Source organism: Bacillus sp. 005/A4HT-01/001 (assembly GCF_004634445.1).
Taxonomy (GTDB): Bacteria; Bacillota; Bacilli; order Bacillales; family Bacillaceae; genus Bacillus; species Bacillus altitudinis.
This window is the reverse complement of the sequence record NZ_SEIZ01000004.1, coordinates 284,764-307,309: the sequence shown is the minus strand read 5'-3', so window position 1 is coordinate 307,309 and position 22,546 is coordinate 284,764. Positions and strand designations below refer to the sequence as shown.

Sequence of the window (22,546 nt, the reverse complement as noted above, 5' to 3'; positions counted from 1 at the left end):
AAGGACATGCCGATGAATGTAAAAGAGTATATGACGTATGATGCGACGGGACTGGCGTCACTTGTGCAGAAAAAGCAGGTCACGCCCGAAGAGCTTGTACAAGCTGCATTTACTAGATTGGAAGAAGTGAATCCAGTACTAAATGCGGTGATTCAGACAAGGCGAGACCAAGTGTTCAAAGACATGAAGTCACTAGATACGGATCAGCCGTTTGCTGGTGTTCCGTTTGTGTTGAAAAATATATCGCAGGGGCTGGAGCATGAACCTTTGACGGCGGGTGCTTTGCTGTTAAAGGATGTAAAGGCGCAAACAGATTCCCACTTTGTCCGTCGATTGAAGCAGGCTGGGCTCCTCATGATCGGTCATACGAACACACCTGAATTCGGATTGAGAAATGTGACAGAACCCTTTTTATATGGTCCGACGAGAAACCCTTGGAATGCTGACTATTCTCCGGGCGGTTCAAGCGGCGGGACGGCAGCAGCTGTGGCAAGCGGCATCGTACCAGCGGGTGGAGCGAGTGATGGCGGAGGGTCTATTCGGATTCCGGCATCCTTTACTGGTTTATTTGGACTCAAGCCAACAAGGGGGAGAACACCGGTCGGCCCGGGTGCAGGAAGGCAGTGGCAAGGAGCTTCCATTGACTTTACGCTCACAAAAACAGTTCGAGACAGTGCAGCCCTGCTTGATTTGCTTCAAGTCATTCAGCCAGAGGCTGCGTTCCAAACGCCATTATATGACGGCAGCTATCAGGAGGATTTGGTGAAACGAACCTCTTCGATGCGAATTGCTTACAGTGTAGACTCTCCAGTAGGCACGAAGGTGAGTGAGGAAGCAAAGCAGGCAGTCTTGAACACTGTGAAATGGCTGAGTGAACAAGGGCATCAAATAGAGGAAGCGAAGCCGGACATTGATGGTGTCCATCTGATGCAGCAATATTATGTTATGAACAGCGGTGAAATGTCTGCCTTATTTACCTCTCTGGCTCGTTCATTCGGGCGTCCGGTGAAGCCGGAGGAGACAGATATTGTGGCATGGGTACTGGCGGAAGCAGGAAAAAATGTGACGGCAGCTGCTTATACAGAAAGTCTTGATGCATGGGATATGGCCGCTGCAAAAATGGCCGCATTTCATCAAACCTACGATCTATATGTGACCCCAGCTACTGCCTATTCGGCTCCAAAGGTTGGCGAGCTGATGCATAACGATCAAGAAATGTCTGCATTGTTACGTGTGTCATCCCTTTCAATGCAAGCACAGCAGGATCTAATTTATGAAATGTTCCTCAAGAGTTTGACCTACACACCATTTACACAGATGGCTAACCTAACCGGCCAGCCATCTATGAGTGTGCCAGTTCATCTCACAGAAGCAGGCATGCCTTTAGGCGTACAGGTGACAGCACCGAAAGGAAAAGAGGACTGGCTGCTCAGACTGGCGTCAGAAATAGAATCATCCTCATTATGGAAAGGAACGCATCCATTACTGAATCAATAATACAATGGCATCGACGTTGGTCTATGGAGGAAAGGAGTGTCACACGTGAGTACGAAGGACAAAATCATTCAAACGGCCGCACTTCTTTTACGTAAACAGGGGTATCATGCGACAGGGTTGAATCAAATCATTAGAGAGAGCGGCACGCCGAAAGGATCTCTTTATTATTACTTTCCAAATGGAAAAGAAGAGCTAGCCATAGCAGCCGTTGAATATATGAGTCAAAGGGTCATCGATCAAATTGAAGAAAGCTTTGCCGATTCTGATGACCCATATGTCGCCGTCGATCATTTTATGACAAATATCATTCGGGGTTTTATGGAGCAAGAAAGTGAAAGAGGGATACCGATTGTCTTACTGGCGGCAGAGTCAAAACCTGAACATACAAAACTTCATGCTGCATGCAAACAAGAAATGATCCGCTGGCAAGAGCTTGTCAAAGAAAAGCTGATGAATAGCGGATATGATGAAATAAAAGCGGATGAGCGGGCATCTCTCCTTCATTCAATGGTCATCGGAGGATTATCAATGACCACTGCATTAAAGCAAACGACTCCTTTAGAGCACGTAAAATGTTACCTTAGACACTTATTTATGCGAGAAGAGTAAAATCTCTCGCATATTGCCTATCTATTATATCAATTGGTCTATATAATAAAGATAGTCAATTAGTCATGAGGAGTGATGGGATGTCGGAGCAACCACAATCGATCAAGCAATCCGAAGATACCTCTTTTTATACCGTGTCCGGTTCGGGGGAGCTGTATGGTTTGGAAAATCAGCTTGTACATGTGCTGGCAGAAGCAAATCAAACAAATCAACTGTTTGAGCTTGTCTTAATCACAGGGGGGAAAGGTGCTTACTTTCCGCTGCATTGTCATGAGACGCTATTTGAAACCATCTTTGTGCTGGAAGGGAAGCTGGAAGTGATACTGGACGGTAAAAAGTATATGGTGACGGCCTGCGATTATATTCATATTCCGCCCAAAACAATTCATGGCTATAGAATGCATAGTCACAAAACAAGGTTTATTTCTTATACACTGGGCGGGCAAATGACAGATGTCTATCAGCAAATCGGAAAGAGGCTGTTGCAGAATGAATGGCCGATGACTGATCACCCATTTGATGCAGACAGCTTTCATCAGGCTGAAAAAGAAAGCGATATCATATTGATGCACGGGATTAGGGAGCTATCAAATACAACCAAGCCAGCTGTTTTGTTTCATAGTCAGCTCCCGCGCGCAGTGCAGCCATATGTGCTGGAGGCTGGTGAAGGAAAGCAATACATGGTCGAAGGTCAGCTTCATGAGCTGATTGCGACAACGGAAACAACAGGAGACGGATTTAGTTATTTTGTGATTGAAGGGACAAAGGGAAAAGGGTTACGTTCGCATTATCATGAAATGCATACAGAAGCACTTTATTGTGTTGAAGGCAGAATCAATCTTCAGTTAAGCGGAGAAAATATTTGCTTGATGCCAGGGGATTTTGCCTATATTCCTCCGAATACCGTTCACTCGTATGAATTCGTGTCTCATTCAAATAAAATGTTGGTTTTGCTGCTGCCTGGCTATATTGAGCAAGTGTTTGAACAATTTGAAGAAGCACAAAGTCCAGGTATGTGCCCTTATTTTATACAGGAAGGGGACATGATGGAGGATGGGGAGACCTCTGCTCAGTATGATTTGGTGTTTGTCGAAGAAAAATAGCTGTGTAACGCGTTACACAGATTTGAATAAACAGCCTGCCGAATCAATCGGCGGGTTATTTTATTTCCCTTATGGAACAGCATCCCTATTCATATGTATGAACCATCCATTCAAGGTGAAGCTATAGACATGATGACCTTAGCTAAAGGAGGAAATGCACATGAGAGCTGTCACCTATCAAGGCAAAAGCCGCATTGCGGTGAAGGAAATAGCTGCACCATCTATACAAGATCGTGAAGATGTCATCGTTCGGATAACATCTACAGCAATTTGTGGGTCAGATTTACATTTATATCAAGGGAATTTCCCGCTTCCTATCGGCTATGTGATTGGGCATGAACCGATGGGGGTGGTAGAGGAAGTCGGGCCGGATGTCACTGCGGTGAAAAAGGGAGATCGTGTCGTCATTCCATTTACCGTGGCATGTGGTCAATGCCAGTATTGCCATCATCATCTAGAAAGTCAATGCGATCACTCAAACCCCCATTATGATTCAGGCGGACTTTTTGGATACAGTGAGAAATATGGGAATTACCCCGGAGGACAGGCTGAATATTTACGTGTGCCCTTTGGAAACTATACACCATTTAAGGTGCCGGATGATTGTGAGCTAGAGGATGAACAATTGCTGTTTTTATCAGATGTTCTGCCAACTGCTTATTGGAGTGTAGAACACGCAGGTGTAAAAAAGGGGGATACAGTCATTGTGCTGGGGTGTGGACCTGTTGGGTTAATGGCACAGCAATTTGCTTGGCAAAAGGGAGCAGAGCGGGTCATTGCTGTTGATTACATAGACTATCGCCTTCACCATGCAAAACGAATGAGCGGCGTAGAAGTATTTGATTTTACAGAAGACCCTGACATGGGAGAAACCCTAAAAGAGCTCACTAAAGGCGGGGCGGATGTTGTCATTGATTGTGTGGGGATGGATGGAAAAAAGTCACCGCTTGAAAAGATTGAACAGAAGCTCAAGCTGCAAGGCGGAACGATAGGGCCTATTCAAATTGCCACAAAAGCCGTGAGGAAATGCGGGACTGTTCAGCTGACGGGTGTGTATGGAGGTCTTTACAATATGTTCCCATTGGGTGCTTTTTTCGCAAGAAACGTCACGCTGAAAATGGGACAGGCACCGGCGAGAGGGTACATGTCAAAGCTTTATCAAAAAGTGACAACCGGGGAAATTGATCCTAGAGCGATCATCACACATCAATTACCGCTAGATGATGCAGCTCATGCGTATCACATATTCAATGAAAAACAAGATGATTGTATAAAAGTCATCTTAAAGCCATAAAAAGAAGGCTTAGGATATTTCCTAAGCCTTTAATGTGCGCTCGTCCATCATTTTTTCGATTAATTCAAAAAATGTTTTTTTATCTTCTTCTGATAGGTGATTGAACAGTTGATTGACAAGCAGCTGACGATTGTCGATCATTTGTCTGGCGATTTGTTCACCTGATTCAGAGAGTGTAATCCATACCGTACGGCGGTCATTGTTATTTCTAGAGCGGATAATCAGCCCTTCATCTTCTAAGTGATTGAGAGCGGTTGTTGTTGCGGAGGGAGATAATGAAACTTCCTGCAGAATATTTTTCACAGTACATGATTGATGGCGGTAGATGATGCGTAAAATAAACCCTTTTACATTCGTGACGTTTTTCGGGATATTCTCTTCATCTATTCGTTTCGTCGCCTTTAAATACTTTGTCAGTGCATGGTCTAACAAACTTGCCTCTAGCTCGAAATGTTGCATTCTCCATACCTCTTTTCCTATTGCATTCGCATTTTCCGATCAATTACTAGGTCTATCTTATCATAATAAGCATCATCATTTAAACCAAAATGGAAGACGGCTATAAAATTACCTATATTATCAATTAATAAAAGGAACAATTCCAAAATGAAATGATTTTACTTTCACCTTTTTTTATTTTAGAATGTGAATGAGATAAAATCTGCCAATCCAATTCACTGGAAATTGGCTATTGGACATCAAACGTTTGGAGATGAAGATATTGAATACTTTACAGGCATTACTAAACGACAGAATGGAACGCTCTTCACAAATTGAAGCGGTAACTGGCGGAGGTGTGTCTTATACATTTGAAGAATATGCAAAACGCATTGATCAGCTGGCGCATTACTTACATCGTAAAGGAATTCGAAAAGGTGACCGGGTGTGCTTTATTTGTCAAAACCATCATCACTTTTCTACGATTATGCTCGCAGCCATTAAAGCAGGTGCTGTCGCCGTACCGCTTAGCTGGCAGCTTACCTCTTTTGAGCTAGAAGGTATCTTGAAAAAAGCAGAGCCAAAGGCTTTATTTTTTGACCGTGAATTCCGTGACATCATTGCGGCAGTGAATGTGTCTTTAGAAGATTGTCTCATGGTGGAATCTGGTGTCAATGCGAAAACAACACAGCTGTTTGAAGACATATTGGCGTCTAATGATGGCATTGATCTTGCTGAACAGGTATCAGAAGAAGATTTGGCCATGATTTTATTCACCTCAGGTACAACAGGTAATCCAAAAGGCTGTATGGTCGGACATGGACGAATCTATCAATTTTTAACACGACGTGGGAATCGAGGATTTGATCTGAGAGGAAAACGGTACTTGGCAAGTCATCCGCTGTATCATATGAGTTCAATTAATCACCTGATTGCAGCTGCAATTGAAGGGTATACGTTAGTCTTCTTACATGATGCAACGCCGAAACGCATTTTAGAAACAATTGAGAAAGAAAGAATTACGTTTATGATGGCTTTCCCATCAGCTTACACGTACATGCTAGAAGAAATGAAGCGCGGTTCTTACGATCTCTCATCTTTTGAAATTGCAATTTCCGGCGGTACGAAGGTACCGGTACGCTTAATTAAAGATTACAAAGAAGTAGGCATTCAGATGATGCATGGCTATGGAAGTACAGAAGCGTGGGTTGTGAGTGCGTGGCATCCAGCGATGGGCGAGGATAAGATGGGCTCTGCTGGTAAAGTGGATCCGGATGTAGAAGTCAAAATCGTGCATCCTGAGACAGAGGAGGCGCTCCCAGCTGGAGAAATTGGCGAGGTCGTCATGAGAAGCCCATTTTATTTCTTAGGCTACTATCATCAACCTGAAGCGACAGAGAAAGTGCTCAAAGATGGCTGGTTCCATATGGGGGATGCAGGCTATCTGGATGAAGACGGTTTTCTTTACATCACAGGGAGATACAAAGATGTGATTCTATACGGTGGGGATAATATTTATCCTGACCAAGTGGAAGAGGTCATTGATCAAATTCCAGGTGTAATTGAATCTGCTGTCATTGGGGTACCAGATGACTTATATGGTGAAGTACCAAGTGCGTATATCGTAAAAGACGAATCTGTCGATTTCTGCGAAGAAGATGTGTTGAATTACTGCAAGGAACGTTTAGCAGATTACAAAGTGCCATCCATTCATTTCACGCACGATCTGCCAAAAAATAAACTTGGTAAAATCATGAAGAAAGATTTACGTGAATTGGTTGTGAATGCGTAGGACCTATTCTGCTATAATGAAATTTGAATGATTTTTTTGTTTTTCTAACGTTTTGGAGGGAAAGGGTTTGCGACATATACTTCGTAAGAAACACATTCACGATTTGTTAGAACAGAGCAGACAGCAAAAGGTAAAGAAAACACTGGGCGGGCTCGATCTCACGCTCCTTGGCATAGGGGCTGTGATTGGGACGGGGGTCATGGTGTTAACCGGAATTACAGCAGCTAAGGATGCAGGACCGGCTGTTATTTTCTCCTTTGCGATCGCAGCGATTGTGTGCAGTTTAGCAGCACTTTGTTATGCAGAAATGGCTTCCGCGCTGCCTGTGTTCGGCAGTGCGTACATTTATTCATATACCACAATGGGTGAACTCGTAGGTCATCTCATGGGATGGACGTTATTATCTGTTTATATGCTGACTGCTTCAGCTGTAGCGAGTGGCTGGTCGAGTTATTTTAACAGCCTGCTGGAGGGGTTTGGAATCTCAATTCCACATCAATTTTTAGCTGGTCCAGAACAAGGCGGATATATGAATTTGCCAGCAATTATCATTGCTTTACTCATTGCGTGGATCCTATCTAGAGGAACGAAAGAAAGTAAAAAATTCAATAATATCATGGTGTTTGTGAAACTTGGCATTATTGTTCTTTTCATTGTAGTAGGTGGTTTTTATGTAGAACCAGCCAATTGGCAGCCGTTCATTCCGTTTGGTACGGAAGGGATTATTGCTGGAGCCGCTGCTGTGTTTTTTGCCTTTTTAGGATTCGATGCCATTTCGGCTTCTGCAGAAGAGGTGAAAAATCCACAGCGGAACCTGCCAATTGGCATTATTGGTTCATTGCTCATTTGTACGATCATTTATATTGTCGTTTGTTTGGTCATGACAGGCATGGTGCACTATACGAAGTTGAATGTGACAGAGGCAATGTCTTATGTACTGCAAAGTGTCCATCAACATAGCGTGGCTGGTATTATTTCTGTCGGTGCTGTGATTGGATTGATGGCTGTGATTTTCGCCAATAATTATGCGGCAACTCGAATTGCTTTTGCGATGGGGCGGGACGGGCTCTTGCCTAAAGTGTTTTCAAAAACAAACAAAAGTGATACACCTGTTGCCAGTATATGGGTGATTGGCGGGATGACAGCTGTTATTTCAGGGTTTATTGATTTGAAGGATCTGTCCAACCTAGCCAATATCGGTGCATTATTAACGTTTGCGATGGTGAGTTTATCCGTACTCATTTTGAGAAAGACACATAAACAGCTGGAAAGGGGATTCCGGGTTCCGTTTGTACCGGTTTTGCCAATTATCTCGATGGGCTGTTGTGTGTTTCTGATGCTCAATTTACCAGGCCGGACATGGCTGTACTTCGGGGTTTGGCTGATGATCGGTGTCGTCATGTATGCAGCGTATTCTAACAAACACAGTGAATTAGCGAAATCTGCTTGAGAAAAAGGTGCAAATCCGTTGACGATTTGTGCCTTTTTTCATACGATTTGGGATAAGCTATATAAGAGATAATGAACGGAACAAGAGGAGGATGAGGGAAATGATCAGCGTTAGTCCTTATATTGTCGTAGAAGACGTCAAAGAATCTCTTCAATATTATCAAGGAATTTTTGGCGGAGATATTCGTATCTTAAATGAACATCAAGACCGTGTATTGCATGCTGAGCTACACCTTGGAGAATCACTGCTCCACTTTTCAGATACATTTGGCCGCACACCAAAACCGGAGAATCTTCGATTGATCATGCAGTTTGACAATGAGGAAGAGTTAAAGGCTGTATACGAGGCGCTTGAAGCTGACGGAGATGTCCTTGTAGAATTACAGGATACGTTTTTTGGCGCACTTCATGGACAAGTACAAGATCGGAAGAATGGTCTGATATGGGTGCTGAATTATATGAAATAAAGACGTTTTGCGTGAAGACAAACCCTCGCATTCGTTGTCAGTAATCTGAGACCTTCACCCTTGTGAAGGTTTTTTTGTGAGTGTTTTTATTTTCTGAAAAATGGAAAATATGCTATGTTGGAAGAATGATAAGACATGGGGAAAGGGTGGAAAAGGAATGGATCAAGTTGAGTTTCAATATATTCAAACAAACGGCATAAAGCTCCATACAGCAATGGCTGGTCCTGAAGATGGTCCGCTGCTGGTCCTGCTGCATGGATTTCCTGAGTTTTGGTATGGTTGGAAAAATCAAATCCTCCCCCTAGCTGAGGCGGGGTATCGTGTCGTTGTTCCTGATCAAAGGGGATACCATCTGAGTGACAAACCAGAAGGAGTCGAATCATACGTTTTAGACAAATTAAGAGATGATATCGTGGGGTTAATTAAGGCGCTGAGTCCAAATCAAAAGGCCATTGTCGGCGGACATGATTGGGGTGGAGCTGTTGCTTGGCATCTTGCTTCAACCCGTTCTCAATATGTAGAAAAATTAATCATCGTCAACATGCCGCATCCTCGTGTGATGATGAAGGTCCTTCCGTTTTATCCGCCGCAGTGGAAGAAGAGCTCTTATATCGCGTTCTTTCAGCTTCCAAATGTACCAGAGGCAGCCCTTCAAGAAAATCACTTTCAAAGACTGGATGAAGCCATTGGACTGTCTGCTAGACCTCATCTGTTCACGAAGGAAGATGTCTCAAGCTATAAGCTGGCATGGACGCAGCCGGGAGCCATTACGTCCATGTTGAATTGGTATCGAGGTATTAAAAAAGGCGGCTTTGAAAAACCGATTTCCAAACGAATTCTCGTTCCTGTCCGCATGATCTGGGGAATGGAGGACAAGTTTCTAAGCAGAAAGCTCGCAAAAGAAACGATCAAAATTTGCCCAAATGGACAGCTGATTTTTGTCGATGATGCCACTCATTGGATCAATCATGAAAAACCAGATGTCGTGAATAAGCTCATACTCGAATTTTTAACATAAAGAAATAAGCTCTGATCATATGACCAGAGCTTATTTGTTTTATCCGATTTGATTCTTTTTCAAGGAAACAGGTTCGTCGTCCCAGCATTCAATCTGTTCATTGTTCGGAACGGCGTTTTTATAGAAAACAGGATCTTTGCCTTCTTTTTTCTGTCGCATGTAATCCTTCAGTGCTGCAAAGGCGACTTTAGACAGCATGGTAATGGCAATGAGGTTGACGATGACCATGAGACCCATGAATAAGTCGGCCAGACCCCAAACGAGAGGAACAGTGGCAATGGCTCCGAATAGAACCATGCCAATGACAGCCACACGATAGATGTTGAGCCAAATTTTATTCGCTCCCAAGAATTCAATGTTCGTTTCACCATAGTAATAGTTACCGATTAACGTACTAAAAGCGAATAAGAAAATCATGATCGCTAGGAATCCAGAAGCCCAAGGCCCAATGTGCTGACTTAATGAAGCCTGAGTTAGCTCAATTCCTTGCAGATTGGTTGTTTTATAAGCATCAGAGAACAGGACAAGAAAGGCTGTGCTTGTACATATAATTAACGTATCTGTTAACACACCAAATGCTTGGATTAACCCTTGTTTGACAGGGTGGCTCGTGACAGCAGTTGCTGCTGCGTTAGGGGCGCTACCCATACCAGCTTCGTTTGAGAAGAGACCGCGTTTAATCCCTTGTAACAGTGCTCCGCCTAGTGTACCGCCGGCAAACTGTTCAAATCCGAAAGCATGTTTCACAATCGTACTGATGACACCTGGCAGTTCAGTGATATTTGTGACAATCACAAAGAAAGCAATACCGATGTAAGCAACGGCAAGAACAACGACAATATATTCAGATGCTTTTGCAATCGCTTTGATCCCTTTGAAAATAATCGCTGCAAAAATAACAGCCATAACGATTCCGACAGTTAAACGATCTAGACCAAAAGAGTTTTTAAAAGCGACGGTGATTGTATTTGATTGCACTGCGTTAAAGACAATCCCAAAAGAGATCGTGATCAGGATGGCAAATAAAATCCCCATCCAGCGCTTATTTAACCCTTTTTCCATGTAATAAGCAGGTCCACCGCGGAATCCTGTTTTATCTTTTACTTTATACACCTGAGCTAGTGTACTTTCAACAAAGCTTGAAGCAGAACCGATAATCGCTACGATCCACATCCAGAAGATTGCGCCAGGTCCACCGATCGCAATAGCGATGGCAATCCCTGTGATATTCCCTGTTCCTACACGTGCTGCCATACTGATGGCAAATGCTTGAAACGGTGAGATTCCCTCTTTTTCTTTTCTTCCTTCTTTTAGAACACGCAGCATTTCTTTCAGCATTCTGACTTGCAAGAAGCGTGATCTATATGTGAAATAGACCCCTACTCCAAGTAACAGAGCAATGACAAGATAAGTCCAAATAAAATCATTTGTAGTTGTTAAATAAGATAGCAAAGCTTTTTCGTTCATAACATCACCTCTTCGAATTCATCACTGTTCTTTTTAAAAAATACTGAGATCCCACTCTTTGGCGAGTTTCTTCAGCATCATGACACCGGTAATACTATTTCCACAATCGTCAATGGCAGGACCATAAATGCCGATACCGCAGCCTGTCTGAAATGGGAATTCTCTTCTTGCGCTTGGCGGAACGCAAGCCATGATTCCTCCAGACACACCACTTTTGGCTGGAACGCCTACGAAAGCAGCAAAATTACCAGACGCATTGTACATGCCGCATGTCAGCATCAATGCCTTTGTTAGTCTTGCGATATCTTTTGGGATGACTTGGACTTGTTTAAAGGGATGGTAGCCATCACTTGAAATAATCAGTCCAATCAAGGCGATGTCCTCTGTTGTGACCTCAATGGAACATTGCTTTAAATACACTTCTAACGTGTCCTCGACATCTGATTCTAAGTAATTGGTTTCTTTTAAATAATAAGCAAGTGCCCGGTTGCGGTGTGCAGTTGCCCATTCTGATTGATAAACCTCTTCATTAACAGAAGGACGCTTACCTATTAAGTTTTCGATTAAATCGAAAATATATGCTAGCTTTTCTGTAGAAGTCTTTCCAGGAAGGATGGAGGATACGGTAATAGCTCCAGCATTAATCATTGGATTAAAGGGCTTCCCTGGTTTATGCATCTCAAGGCGGTAGATGGAATTAAATGCATCACCAGTTGGCTCTACATCTACCCGATCCAAGACGTACGGAACGCCTCTTCCTAAACAGGCAGCTATAAAGCTGATGACTTTTGAGATACTTTGCAGGGTAAAGGGAACGTCCCAATCACCATAACGTACAGATGATCCATCTGGGCCTATCACGCTGATACCAAGTTGAGAGGAATTTACTTTTCCGAGTGCTGGAATGTAGCCAGCGTTCTGCCCGTTTTTGTAATACGGACGTATTTCTTCTGCCCATTGATCAACAGAAGACTGGCATGCGTGTTGTGTATTATTAGAAATTGCTGTTTTCATACGATTCCTCCAATCAAAAATCAAAAAGTACCCTATTGAATTGGCGGATGACAAAAAATGCGATCAAATAGGCACGAAAACATGTTACACATCTTCAAAGAACTTGTCATGCGCTGCTTGTACCACTCCTTTACACCTAAATATATGTTCAAATGAAGGCTTTGGCGGCGAAACAACAAAAAGGGTTTTTAGTGAAAATTCAGAAAACGCTTACATATAGTTTCACTAAAATTGTTCATTCAATTTATCTTGGAAACTACACAATCTGACGAAAATCTACAGAAAAACTTACAAATAAAAATCAGTCTACATGCAATTGTCTAAACAATTCCCATTATTGTAGACAATCTCCAAATCGTAGAATAGCTGAAAGGTCACCATGCCTCCTCGGAGAATAGTCATAAAAAATGATTTTGAAGAGAGAAGAAGCCGTGAAAATAATTTTTTTGCTCATTGTGGAGCAAAGAGTCTCCTTGTATACTGTGGCTATGTAAACAGGGGAAGGGATGTCAGTCATTTGAGTTTAAACCAGCTTGTCAAAAAAGACGCATTTATTTTGATTTTTATGATCGTCATTGTGCCGCTTGCGGGAGAGCTGAAGTTTTATCCTGTGAATGAAACATTTCGTATTAGTTTTGGGGCACCTGCGTTTTTCTTTTGCTTATTACTTTTAAGAAAATCAAGACCATTGCTGCCAGGGTTTTTAACAGGCGCAGCCATTGTCCTATTTCGGGTAGGTTTAGATCTTATTCAGCAAAAAGCTGATCTGGCTCTGTCATTTTATCAGCAGTTTCCAAGCTTCTTTTTTTACTTTACTTATGCTTTTCTTTTCTTTGTTGTCCGTACAGGACGTTTTAAGCAGCGTTCCATTTTTATTGGGCTGATCGGACTGATGATTGAACTGCTTGCTGATTTTGTTGAGCTGTTTGTACAATTTTTAGTGTTTGATACAACCATGACTTTCTCAAAGCTGAGTGATATGATCCTCATTGCATTTGCTCACAGCTTCGTGGTCATCAGCTTTTTTAATATGATGAGGCTGTATGAGGCACAATCAAGAGAGAAACAAATCATGAAGCAAAATGAGCATATGATGATGGTCATTTCAAATTTATATGAGGAAACAGTTCATTTAAAGAAAACGTTAAATCATACAGAGCACATAACGCAAGAATCCTATCGGCTCTATCGTCTGCTGAATGAACATGAGGCGGGAAGGAAAGTGAGTCAGGAGCTGCTCAAGCTTGCAGGGGAAATACATGAAGTCAAAAAGGACAATCAGCGTATTTACGCTGGGCTTTCAAAGCTGATTTCAAAGGAAAATATGCAAGATTATATGAGGGCAGAGGATCTTGTTCAAATCGTGATTCGCATTCAAGAGAAATATGCGCTATCTCTCGGGAAGAACATTTCCTTTACATCTGATATAAAAGGCATTCACTTGCATGAGTATCATGTGTTCATTTTTTTATCGCTGATTAATAATTTAATGGCAAATGCAGTTGAAGCAATCAAGGATGATGGAGCCATCTCACTCGTATTGAAAGGCAGTCATGATAAAATAGAGGTTCGGGTTGAGGATGATGGACCGGGTATTCCTGAGAAATTGAGAGAGATTGTATTTGATCCTGGATATACCTCAAAATTTGATGCATATGGAACACCGTCAACTGGGATTGGCTTATCCTATGTGAGAGAGCTGGTTCAAGAGCTGGACGGTCAAATCCAGATTGAGCAAAAAGAAACGAAAGGAACAGCTTTTCAGCTTGTCCTTCCGATAAAAAATTTAATACAGAGAGGGTGAGTGTATGCGATTTTTCATTGCAGATGATGATCGTGCAATACGCTCGATTTTAGGTCAGATCATCGAGGATGAGGATTTGGGAGAGGTCGTGGATGAGGCTGATGATGGTGTTGGATTAGAGGCGCATTCATTGAACCTGAAAAAAGTAGACATCCTTCTGATTGATCTTTTAATGCCAGCTAGAGACGGCATTCAAACCATACGTCATATTCACCCTGAATTCAAAGGCAAGGTCATCATGATATCTCAAGTAGAAGCAAAAGAGATGATGGCAGAAGCCTATGAACTTGGAATTGAATATTATATTCATAAACCTGTCAATCGAATTGAAATTGTCAGTGTCATTCGAAAGGTCATGGAGCGGATCAAGCTGGAAAAATCAATTTACGATATTCAAGCTTCTCTTCGACATGTGCTGCCATTAGAGCCAGTGATTTCTCATGAGACAGGTACTGGATCAAAGCGAAGAACGATGAAAGAGGCAGGAGAATTCCTCCTATCTGAATTAGGAATTGTCGGAGAGAGTGGCTCTAAGGATTTACTAGAGATATTGATCTACTTACATGAAACGCAGACAGCCAATTCTCATGAGGTGAATTTTCCGCCATTAAAGCAGCTATTTATCAAAACGGCGGAACGAAAGCTTGGTCGTGGTGCGTCGGATGTGGAAGTGATGCGGGAAGTGAAAGCAGCAGAGCAGCGAATTAGACGAGCCATCCATCATTCCTTAAATCATTTCGCATCACTAGGGCTTACAGATTTTTCAAACCCTAAATTTGAGCACTATGCGTCGAAGTTTTTTGATTTCACTGATGTCAGCCAAAGAATGAAAGAAATGCAGAAGACTTCTTCATCCGCAGGGTCAACAGGCAGAGTCAATACGAAAAAGTTCGTGCAAATCTTTTATTTTGAAGCAAAGCAGCTATTCGAAGGGATGAGCTGAGGGAAATCTATTGGAATGATTGGAGAAAATAAACAGAGACAGAGTGCTTTTGACTATGAGCCGCCTTGCTCTTTTAGACGTCTTTGTTATTTATCTGATCATTCTGATTTTTCTTTTTTCTTGAAAATAAAACTCTCCTGTGCAATCGTTTGTTAAAATAGTGAGGTTAGACTAGAATGTCGGAGGTTTTATTTTGGGAAAAATTAAACGAAATGCGCTCTGCCCATGCGGAAGCGGAAAAAAATATAAACATTGCTGTGGTCAAAAGTCAGGCGGAGAACAAACGTCTGAGCTTGTGTTTAAGGAAGCTGTACAAGTTCAAAAGGATTTAATGAATTATGCGTTCTCTAAGCATCAGAGAGCGATCAATCAATTCATTAATGAGTTTTCTTTCCTAGCAGATATGGATAAAGAAACGCAACAAATCTCAGTCTTTCATTTGAGTGTATGGGGCATCTTCTTCCGCCCATTAACAGATAAGAAAGAGACCATCTTCCAAGAATTCCTGACAAAAAAAGCAGAAGATATTACCCGTCCTAAAACAAGACAAGTGGTGGAATCTTGGACAGACATGGAGCCATCTTTGCTTTTATTAAATGAAAAAACGGACGAGTCTCTTTACTTTGAGAATATGGTGACAGCTGAGAAGGTTGAAGTTGATGTGAAGCCGGATCAAACTGTGCTGCCAGAGAAAGGTAGTCTTGTTCTAGGTTTCCCTGTTCAGTTTGAAGAAAAGGCAGAGTTTTTCATTCAATATACGATGTTTGCGAAAGAGTTTACTGATACGCTTCTTCTTCAGGTTCGCCAGCTCGTTGAAGCGCATGAGGCAAACGGAAGAGCACGCAGCACATTTATGAGAGAAGCCTTCCCTGAAGTGCTGAAGTGTATGTTTGCGAAGCAAGAAGTTGAAGAAACAGAAGCGCCTGCTCAAACAGAAGGAAGTACAGTAGGACTATCAGCAGATCGTATGGAATGGGCTAGTGACGTTCAGCTGGAAACAGCCAAGCTGATTGAAGACGGGATGAAAGAGCACGGTGACCAAAGCCTGACAGATGGCGCTTTAACGGTTTGGAAAGCTTACTGTGATCAGAAAGCACCTGTGATCCGTAAAGCGGCGTCATTTGCTGCAGGAATCGAATATTATATTCATTCACTTGCAAGCGATGCCCCGCTTTCTCAAGCACAAGTTGCTAAAAAGTATGGAATTAGTGCGTCCACTGTATCGAGCCGATTTAAAGACATTGAAAAAGCGGTGAAAGAAGAGCAAGAGACGACTGTATCATAGCATGAAAAAAGACGCGGCACCTTTCAAGGAGTCAGCGTCTTTTTTTCATCATCTTGTTTTAATAAAACCACTCATGTATTGCTCTGTATTATAATCATTGAGGTCAATTTTCCACTGACCATCTCCGTTACGTTTCATTTTCACTTCATACTCAGCAGGGCTTGAGACTGGAGGAAGCTTTTCAAACTCAGATGCGTACATATTCAAGCTTTTCTTATACAATTCTTCTTTCGAACGGATTTTGCCGTTGTAAAACTCATCTCTTTGTTTGTCTAGTTTGTCTTTTAAGTTAGAAGCATCAATACCGGTTACTTGAGAGACAACCTTCGCTTCGTCATCTGAGATGGTTTTCACACTTGTTTCTACTTTCGCTTTATCCTTCATTGTATTTTGCATGCGTTTGTACATGGATAAAATATCGCGGTCACTGACTTCGTTTCCATATATGCCTGCACTTCTCTTAAAGTCTTTCACAAACATTTCGTGATATTTATTAACGACATCTGATTGATTGTCACCTGTTAATTCTGAGAATTGATCATTCTTTTTGTCAAAAACAATGAGATCTGTATAAGCAGATAGTGCTTTTGCTGGGTTATCTAGCTTTTTCGCTGAATCCAGTATCTTTTCGCCATCTAGTTCAATTTCGATCGAATCGCTGTTTTTCTTGATGCTATCTTGGTACACGAACTGATATTTTTTGCCTTTATCTACTAGGAAATAAAGCGCTCCTGATAGTGATTTCCCTTTGTTCAATGACCCAAGATCAAGGCGGTCTTTACTGCCGTAGAATTTTAAATCAGAGACTTTGGCATCGTCCTGATAAAGGGTGAAATCAGAGTTATATAGTGAAAGGGCTTTGTCACCTTTGTTGGTGATCGTCAGGTTGACTTTTAACACCAATTCATTGTCTCGCAAGGTAGTTGTTGAGTCTTCTGGTAACGTATATTCGTAGCTATTCACTTTTACCTCTGCTGTTTTTGTTGATTTTTGGTCAGCCTTTGTTGATTTTGCTGAGCTCTGGCAGGCTGCAGAGATGATCATCACGAATGAAATCATGAGGAGTGCACTTATTTTTTTAAGATTCACAGTTGATGCTCCTTTGCTTTTCTTTCGTCATTTTCTTCCCGCTATCTGACTGAGAAAAAAGAAACAGATAGAATGGTATATTCGGGTGTTAAAGGGGAAAATCTCCTAATGACGATTTGCACTATTCATTCTATCGAATTTCATTCGTGATGAGGAATAGGTTATAGTCCCTATCTTTGATAGATTTTTACACAAATACCTATAAAAAACGGAATTTAATAAGTAGAATATACTAGTTAATAAGAATTAATTTATCTATTTATCATGAGTTTTAAATGTTTTTTGTATAAAATTCTTGAAGTGGAGGTAGTTTTCATTTCAAAAGATGTGTTAGAATTCACATCGCAAAACTTTTTTCTTTCAAAGCGTCCACCTCCAGATTGATTTTCAGAGAGCAGAATACTTGAATGTTGAAAATGATTCATGGGAAAATAAGGATGATTAAGCAGATAAGGGAGATGAGCTTTTGAAAAAAGTAACGCTTGGACGAACTGATTTACAGGTGAATCCGATAGGGCTTGGAACAAATGCAGTAGGCGGGCATAATTTATTCCCGAATCTGAGTGAAGATGCAGGGCGGGAGCTAGTAGAAACTGCTCTTGATCATGGTGTCAATTTCTTAGATTCTGCTTTTATTTATGGGCTGGGCCGTTCAGAAGAATTGATTGGCGAGATCATTGCCAAAAGAGGCGGCAGAAAAGAACTGGTTCTTGCGACAAAAGGGGCTCATAAAGAAGTAAACGGACAAATTGAACTGGATAATAGCCGAGATTTCTTAAGACAGCAGGTCGAAGACAGCCTGAAGAGGCTGCATACCGATTATATTGATTTGTACTATATGCATTTCCCAGACGGTCGCACGCCGCTGGATGAAGTAGCCGGTACTTTAAAGGAATTGAAGGATGAGGGGAAAATCCGGGCAATTGGGGCATCAAACCTTGATTTTGAACAGCTTCAAACCTTTAATCGAGATGGATACCTAGACGTGCTTCAATCAGAGTATTCTCTGCTGAAACGTCAGGCCGAGCAAGACCTTCTCCCATACTGCGTGGAGCATGGGATTTCCTTTATCCCTTATTTTCCATTGGCGTCAGGCCTGTTGACTGGGAAGTTTACAAAGGATGCGACATTTGATGATATTCGAGCAAAGGACCCGCTTTTCCAAGGTGATGCTTTCCTTCAAAACCTCGAAAAAGTAGACAAGCTGAAGGCCATTGCGCAATCAAAACATGCCGAAACAGCTCATGTAGCGCTGGCGTGGCTATTGGCGCAGGATGGCATTGATGCCATAATTCCGGGTGCAAAACGAGCCGAGCAAGTCTTACAAAACTTGAAAACAAATGATGTTCAATTAACAAAAGAAGAAATCAACGAAATTGATCAGATCTTTTCATAATATAAAAAATAAGGTGCCAAGTAGCACCTTATTTTTTATGCCATTGTGAGAGGAATCTTGATCACGAGCCTCAGGTTTGGAGAACGATACGTAAAATCAAGCGTGCCGTCTGCCTTTTCAACAAGTTGATGAATGATATAAGTACCCACACCTTGATGATCACCGCCTTTTGTCGAGCGGCCAAACGTCTTGAACAGATGATCTAATACGTGTTTTTCCATTCCCTTCGTACTGTTTTCACAATGAATCAAAAAGAGCCCGCTCCGGATGGAAGTCGTGATCGAGATGCTTCCCTCGTTCCCAGCTTGCTTCGCTTCAATGGCGGCATCTAATGCGTTATCAAGCAGGTTGCCAGTAAAACTCACCTGATCCGCCTTAGAAAAAGGAAGAGAAGAAAAGGGTGCTTGAAGATCTAGTGAAAGGGCAATGTCCTCTTTTTCAGCCCGCTGGAAAAAGGAATGAAGGGTGGAAGCCAAATAAGCATTTTCCCCTTTGATCCAAGGGAAATGTTTCACGTATTGCTCAATCAAATCTTTGATCTCATGCTCGTCATTCGATGCGGAAAAGGCATTTAAATGTCTAGCTGTTTCATGTTGTTTACTTCGCAGCTCAAGCAGCAAGTCATTGGTCCTCGACTCAGCATGAATCAGCTCTTGAAGCCGTCCATTTAATCGTTGCTCCGTTTGCATTATCTTGAAGGAAAGGAGATCGGTTGTCAAAATGATAATGACAGTTAAAAGATGGCTGAGTCCATTTCCGTGATTGAGAAAAAGTGAAATGCCTGAACAGGTGATGAGCACAAAAGCGCCTAATATCACGTAACCACTCATACCTAGCCAAAACCTTTTGTAAATGAAAAAGGTGTAAAGGCACAAGATGCAAAAGGTCAGAAGCCACACCATGCTTGATGACAAAGGCAGAACAGCTTTAGCAGCAGCTTGAACTGCAAGACCGAGCCAGATGAGCGTATATATGCGAAATCCAAGATAGAAAGCGTTCACGTTCGTTCTCCTTAAAAGTAGTATTTCTTAAAGTATTCTAATTGCTGCTTCGTCATCATGGCTTTTTTATCAGTCCCTTCAAAAGACACGATAAATGAATTTTTGGCATACGCCGAAAAGTTCTTGATGTAATGAATATTGATGATAAACGAGCGGTGGGAGCGGATAAAGTCTTTCTCAGCTAAATCACCTTTTAACTCGTTGAGAGTTTGGTATGTCTGAATATCTCCTGTTGTTGTGACAATGGTCGTCGACCTGCCAGTACGTTCAACAAAGATGACATCCTTTTTTTGCAGTACATGGATATTTGATTGCTGCTTGATGAGAAGCCGTCCGTGAATGCTTTTCTCCTGCTTGGTGGACATGTAGCGCTCTAAGGATTTGGCGATTCGATCAGCTTGATAAGGCTTCATAATATAATCATGGACATTCAAATCAAAGGCATGGACAGCATACCCACTGTTCCCCGTCACAAATACAACATCTACATTCAGTGCATGAGAGTGAATAAGGTCTGCTAATTCATAGCCTGACATGCCAGGCATCTCAATGTCTGCAAACAATAGATCAATGTCGCCCTGTTTGACCTTCTCATATGCCTCCTCCGCTGACTGCGTCACAAAAACGATGTCAACGGCATCCATTCTGCCGACAATGGCATGCAGCTTTTCTAAATCCACTCGGTAATCATCGACAAGACCTACTTTTATCATAAAAATCACCTATGACTCTTCTTATTATTTGTCTATTTTACCATTTGTTTTTTAAAATGGATCATTTCAAGACAGAAAAAGGACGTTTCGCGACATTTTTATGTCAGACAGGCGGTATTTTTTCTATCATAGACGTAGATAGTCGAAAGGGGCGAACCAAATGATTACTCTCAGCGATTGTAGTTGCTGGTTTACAGATAAGAAAAAAGTCGTAAAGGCGATGAAACATATGACGTTCTCCGTGAAGGAAGGAGAAGTCGTCGGCATCTTAGGAGAAAATGGTGCGGGGAAAACCACATTATTACGCGCCGTTGCGACATTATTGGAGCCTACTCATGGAACAGTCAATGTTGCAGGTTTTGATACAGTCAAAGAAGCAACTGAAGTGAAGAAGCGAATTGGGGTCTTATTTGGCGGCGAGACGGGACTTTATGACCGTTTGACGGCTCGTGAAAACCTTGAATACTTTGGGAAATTATATGGCTTAGATCAGCATGAAATCAAAGCAAGAATTGAGGATTTGGCAAAGCGATTCGGGATGAGGCAGTACATGGATCGCAAGGTAAAAGGATTTTCAAGAGGGATGAAGCAAAAGGTGGCGATTGCCAGAACATTGATTCATGACCCTGACATTATTTTGTTTGACGAACCGACAACAGGTTTAGATATCACATCGAGTAATATTTTTAGAGAGTTTATTCATCAGTTGAAACAGCAAAATAAAACGATTCTATTTTCAAGCCACATCATGGAAGAAGTCAGCCTGCTTTGTGACAGTGTCATGATGATACATCAAGGGGAGCTCGTGTACAAAGGAACGCTTCCAGAATTATATGCACAGGAACAAAGTGAAGACTTGAATTACATCTTTATGTCGAAGCTCGCAAGGGGGAATGCATAATGTGGAAAACCGTCTTTTTAAAAGAAATGACAGATTCGCTCAGAGACAGGAAAACGTTGCTCTTAACAGTGTTGATCCCTCTTTTGACGATGCTCGGACTCGTGTTTTTCTACGAAAGCATGATCGCTGATCCAGGCGATAAAACGTATACAGTCGCGATCAATGAAAAGCTTCCGTCCGATATGAATGACATGATCAAAGAAGTGAAAAACCTGGAACTTGAAACATTTGATGACCCGCAGCAAGCCGTTAAAGACGGTGAGGCAAATGCTTATCTAGAAATGCCAAAAGATGCAGGCGATATGCTTCAGCATCAAACATCGTTTGCCATTAAAGTCCATGGGTATCCAACAGATGATGATTCAGTGATTGCGGTTCAAATGCTGCAATCATTGCTTGAACAATATCAAAACCAAGTCGTAGAAAAGCGTTTGGCACAGGATCAGATCAAATCGTCAGTGATTCATCCGTTTGAGGTGCAATCAGTTGATGTGCAAGAAGGAGAGGACGGGGATGGAGAAAACGGGGTGACCACCATGCTGCTGTCGATTCTCCTTCCAATGATTTTAGTGACGTCCGTGATCTCAGGTGCTTTGCCAGCTGCGCTTGATATCGTAGCAGGTGAAAAGGATAGAAAGTCAATTGAAGCTTTATTCCTGACACCGGCCAGCAGACTTCAGCTTTTAATTGGAAAATGGCTAGCTGTTTCTATGTTTGGTATATTAAGTGGCATTGTGGCGATTGGCATGCTGCTGCTCTCTACATTGCTCTTTACAGAAAAACTGAAACAAGCGCTGAACTTCGGAGATCAAGTGTGGAGCATCATCGGCGTTATGTTAGCGGCATTAATTATTTTCTCATTCATGGTATCAATGATCGAACTGCTGCTCAGTGTCGTTTCAAGCTCAGTGAAAGAAGCACAATCGTACATGTCCATGATCATTACACTAGGTGTGATTCCGATGTTTTTCACCATGAGAGCAGGCGCTACGCAGCTAGATACGTATTACTTTGCTATCCCATTCCTTAATATTCATGCACTATGTAAGCAATTGATGTTTGGCATCGTTGACCCAATGTCAATTGCCCTGACGCTCGGCTCCTCGGCGCTGACAGTGATGATCTTGTTTGTCATCGTGAGAAGTTTGTTTATGAAAGAGAAATGGATGCTTGCGAAATAGAAAGATCATTTCATTGATAAAGATGAAGAACTTGTAGATTTTTTCTACAAGTTTTTTGTTTTTTATGTTTAAATGAGTGATAAAA

Annotated in this window: 20 protein-coding genes; 14 read left to right on the top strand and 6 right to left on the bottom strand. The window is 42.0% G+C overall.

Translation table 11 applies throughout. From position 1 onward, the window contains the following. Positions 1-12: 12 nt before the first annotated feature. The 4 genes from ES896_RS14160 (at position 13) to ES896_RS14145 (ending at position 4,503) form a co-directional block, all read left to right on the top strand. The gene (locus ES896_RS14160; protein ID WP_135226918.1) at positions 13-1,497 is read left to right on the top strand and encodes an amidase; all 1,485 of its coding nucleotides are present in this window, start codon (positions 13-15) and stop codon (positions 1,495-1,497) included. 45 nt (positions 1,498-1,542) lie between these two features. Then, positions 1,543-2,106, top strand: a complete 564-nt coding sequence (locus ES896_RS14155; RefSeq protein WP_135226917.1) for a TetR/AcrR family transcriptional regulator — start codon at positions 1,543-1,545, stop codon at positions 2,104-2,106. 80 nt (positions 2,107-2,186) lie between these two features. Further along, the gene (locus ES896_RS14150; protein ID WP_135226916.1) at positions 2,187-3,209 is read left to right on the top strand and encodes a quercetin 2,3-dioxygenase; all 1,023 of its coding nucleotides are present in this window, start codon (positions 2,187-2,189) and stop codon (positions 3,207-3,209) included. A gap of 160 nt (positions 3,210-3,369) precedes the next feature. Beyond that, positions 3,370-4,503, top strand: a complete 1,134-nt coding sequence (locus tag ES896_RS14145; RefSeq protein ID WP_048003134.1) for a zinc-dependent alcohol dehydrogenase — start codon at positions 3,370-3,372, stop codon at positions 4,501-4,503. A gap of 21 nt (positions 4,504-4,524) precedes the next feature. Here ES896_RS14145 and ES896_RS14140 read toward each other — a convergent pair whose 3' ends face one another. After that, on the bottom strand, positions 4,525-4,962 hold the full coding sequence (locus tag ES896_RS14140) for a MarR family winged helix-turn-helix transcriptional regulator (protein WP_007498406.1): 438 nt from the start codon (positions 4,960-4,962) through the stop codon (positions 4,525-4,527). Between the two features lie 262 nt (positions 4,963-5,224). On the opposite strand from ES896_RS14140, the gene ES896_RS14135 reads away from it, so the two are divergent. The 4 genes from ES896_RS14135 to ES896_RS14120 all read left to right on the top strand — a co-directional run bounded on the left by ES896_RS14135 (position 5,225) and on the right by ES896_RS14120 (position 9,667). Beyond that, on the top strand, positions 5,225-6,733 hold the full coding sequence (locus tag ES896_RS14135) for a class I adenylate-forming enzyme family protein (protein WP_050826890.1): 1,509 nt from the start codon (positions 5,225-5,227) through the stop codon (positions 6,731-6,733). 67 nt (positions 6,734-6,800) lie between these two features. Beyond that, positions 6,801-8,183, top strand: coding sequence for an amino acid permease (locus tag ES896_RS14130; protein WP_046526605.1), 1,383 nt, complete (start codon positions 6,801-6,803; stop codon positions 8,181-8,183). Positions 8,184-8,283: 100 nt separating this feature from the next. Beyond that, positions 8,284-8,649: a VOC family protein gene (locus ES896_RS14125; RefSeq protein ID WP_008342155.1), complete on the top strand. Its 366-nt coding sequence runs from the start codon at positions 8,284-8,286 to the stop codon at positions 8,647-8,649. 157 nt (positions 8,650-8,806) lie between these two features. Beyond that, positions 8,807-9,667, top strand: a complete 861-nt coding sequence (locus tag ES896_RS14120) for an alpha/beta fold hydrolase (RefSeq protein WP_065459765.1) — start codon at positions 8,807-8,809, stop codon at positions 9,665-9,667. A 39-nt stretch (positions 9,668-9,706) separates the two neighbouring features. Here the strand turns inward: ES896_RS14120 and ES896_RS14115 are convergent, their stop codons facing one another. Both ES896_RS14115 and ES896_RS14110 read right to left on the bottom strand, forming a co-directional pair. After that, the gene (locus ES896_RS14115) at positions 9,707-11,134 is read right to left on the bottom strand and encodes an alanine/glycine:cation symporter family protein (protein ID WP_008342153.1); all 1,428 of its coding nucleotides are present in this window, start codon (positions 11,132-11,134) and stop codon (positions 9,707-9,709) included. 33 nt (positions 11,135-11,167) lie between these two features. Then, positions 11,168-12,148: a glutaminase gene (locus tag ES896_RS14110; protein WP_008342152.1), complete on the bottom strand. Its 981-nt coding sequence runs from the start codon at positions 12,146-12,148 to the stop codon at positions 11,168-11,170. A gap of 517 nt (positions 12,149-12,665) precedes the next feature. On the opposite strand from ES896_RS14110, the gene ES896_RS14105 reads away from it, so the two are divergent. The 3 genes from ES896_RS14105 to ES896_RS14095 all read left to right on the top strand — a co-directional run bounded on the left by ES896_RS14105 (position 12,666) and on the right by ES896_RS14095 (position 16,180). Continuing rightward, a complete protein-coding gene (locus tag ES896_RS14105) occupies positions 12,666-13,952 on the top strand; it encodes an ATP-binding protein (RefSeq protein ID WP_048003137.1) in 1,287 nt (428 codons plus the stop codon). Between the two features lie 4 nt (positions 13,953-13,956). Continuing rightward, positions 13,957-14,895, top strand: coding sequence for a response regulator (locus tag ES896_RS14100; protein WP_008342149.1), 939 nt, complete (start codon positions 13,957-13,959; stop codon positions 14,893-14,895). Positions 14,896-15,088: 193 nt separating this feature from the next. After that, on the top strand, positions 15,089-16,180 hold the full coding sequence (locus ES896_RS14095) for an SEC-C metal-binding domain-containing protein (RefSeq protein ID WP_135226915.1): 1,092 nt from the start codon (positions 15,089-15,091) through the stop codon (positions 16,178-16,180). Between the two features lie 48 nt (positions 16,181-16,228). Here the strand turns inward: ES896_RS14095 and ES896_RS14090 are convergent, their stop codons facing one another. Beyond that, a complete protein-coding gene (locus tag ES896_RS14090) occupies positions 16,229-17,269 on the bottom strand; it encodes a DUF4352 domain-containing protein (RefSeq protein WP_129548062.1) in 1,041 nt (346 codons plus the stop codon). A 466-nt stretch (positions 17,270-17,735) separates the two neighbouring features. On the opposite strand from ES896_RS14090, the gene ES896_RS14085 reads away from it, so the two are divergent. After that, positions 17,736-18,665, top strand: a complete 930-nt coding sequence (locus ES896_RS14085) for an aldo/keto reductase (protein WP_135226914.1) — start codon at positions 17,736-17,738, stop codon at positions 18,663-18,665. Between the two features lie 35 nt (positions 18,666-18,700). Here ES896_RS14085 and ES896_RS14080 read toward each other — a convergent pair whose 3' ends face one another. Next, on the bottom strand, positions 18,701-19,666 hold the full coding sequence (locus ES896_RS14080) for a sensor histidine kinase (RefSeq protein WP_025206685.1): 966 nt from the start codon (positions 19,664-19,666) through the stop codon (positions 18,701-18,703). Between the two features lie 11 nt (positions 19,667-19,677). Beyond that, entirely contained in the window at positions 19,678-20,379 is a 702-nt protein-coding gene (locus ES896_RS14075; RefSeq protein WP_135226913.1) for a LytR/AlgR family response regulator transcription factor, read from the bottom strand. A gap of 160 nt (positions 20,380-20,539) precedes the next feature. On the opposite strand from ES896_RS14075, the gene ES896_RS14070 reads away from it, so the two are divergent. Beyond that, entirely contained in the window at positions 20,540-21,280 is a 741-nt protein-coding gene (locus tag ES896_RS14070; protein WP_007498365.1) for an ATP-binding cassette domain-containing protein, read from the top strand. Then, positions 21,280-22,461 carry an ABC transporter permease gene (locus ES896_RS14065; RefSeq protein WP_135226912.1) on the top strand — a complete coding sequence of 394 codons (1,182 nt, stop codon included), beginning with the start codon at positions 21,280-21,282 and terminating at the stop codon, positions 22,459-22,461. The genes ES896_RS14070 and ES896_RS14065 overlap by 1 nt, the downstream gene beginning before the upstream one ends. Positions 22,462-22,546: the final 85 nt, after the last annotated feature.

Coding starts and splice junctions, on each gene's coding strand:
- ES896_RS14125 (WP_008342155.1), top strand. CDS start 8,284: ATGATCAGCGTTAGTCCTTATATTGTCGTAGAAGACGTCAAAGAATCT.
- ES896_RS14070 (WP_007498365.1), top strand. CDS start 20,540: ATGATTACTCTCAGCGATTGTAGTTGCTGGTTTACAGATAAGAAAAAA.
- ES896_RS14100 (WP_008342149.1), top strand. CDS start 13,957: ATGCGATTTTTCATTGCAGATGATGATCGTGCAATACGCTCGATTTTA.
- ES896_RS14120 (WP_065459765.1), top strand. CDS start 8,807: ATGGATCAAGTTGAGTTTCAATATATTCAAACAAACGGCATAAAGCTC.
- ES896_RS14150 (WP_135226916.1), top strand. CDS start 2,187: ATGTCGGAGCAACCACAATCGATCAAGCAATCCGAAGATACCTCTTTT.
- ES896_RS14140 (WP_007498406.1), bottom strand. CDS start 4,962: ATGCAACATTTCGAGCTAGAGGCAAGTTTGTTAGACCATGCACTGACA.
- ES896_RS14075 (WP_135226913.1), bottom strand. CDS start 20,379: ATGATAAAAGTAGGTCTTGTCGATGATTACCGAGTGGATTTAGAAAAG.
- ES896_RS14110 (WP_008342152.1), bottom strand. CDS start 12,148: ATGAAAACAGCAATTTCTAATAATACACAACACGCATGCCAGTCTTCT.
- ES896_RS14115 (WP_008342153.1), bottom strand. CDS start 11,134: ATGAACGAAAAAGCTTTGCTATCTTATTTAACAACTACAAATGATTTT.
- ES896_RS14065 (WP_135226912.1), top strand. CDS start 21,280: ATGTGGAAAACCGTCTTTTTAAAAGAAATGACAGATTCGCTCAGAGAC.
- ES896_RS14160 (WP_135226918.1), top strand. CDS start 13: ATGAATGTAAAAGAGTATATGACGTATGATGCGACGGGACTGGCGTCA.
- ES896_RS14145 (WP_048003134.1), top strand. CDS start 3,370: ATGAGAGCTGTCACCTATCAAGGCAAAAGCCGCATTGCGGTGAAGGAA.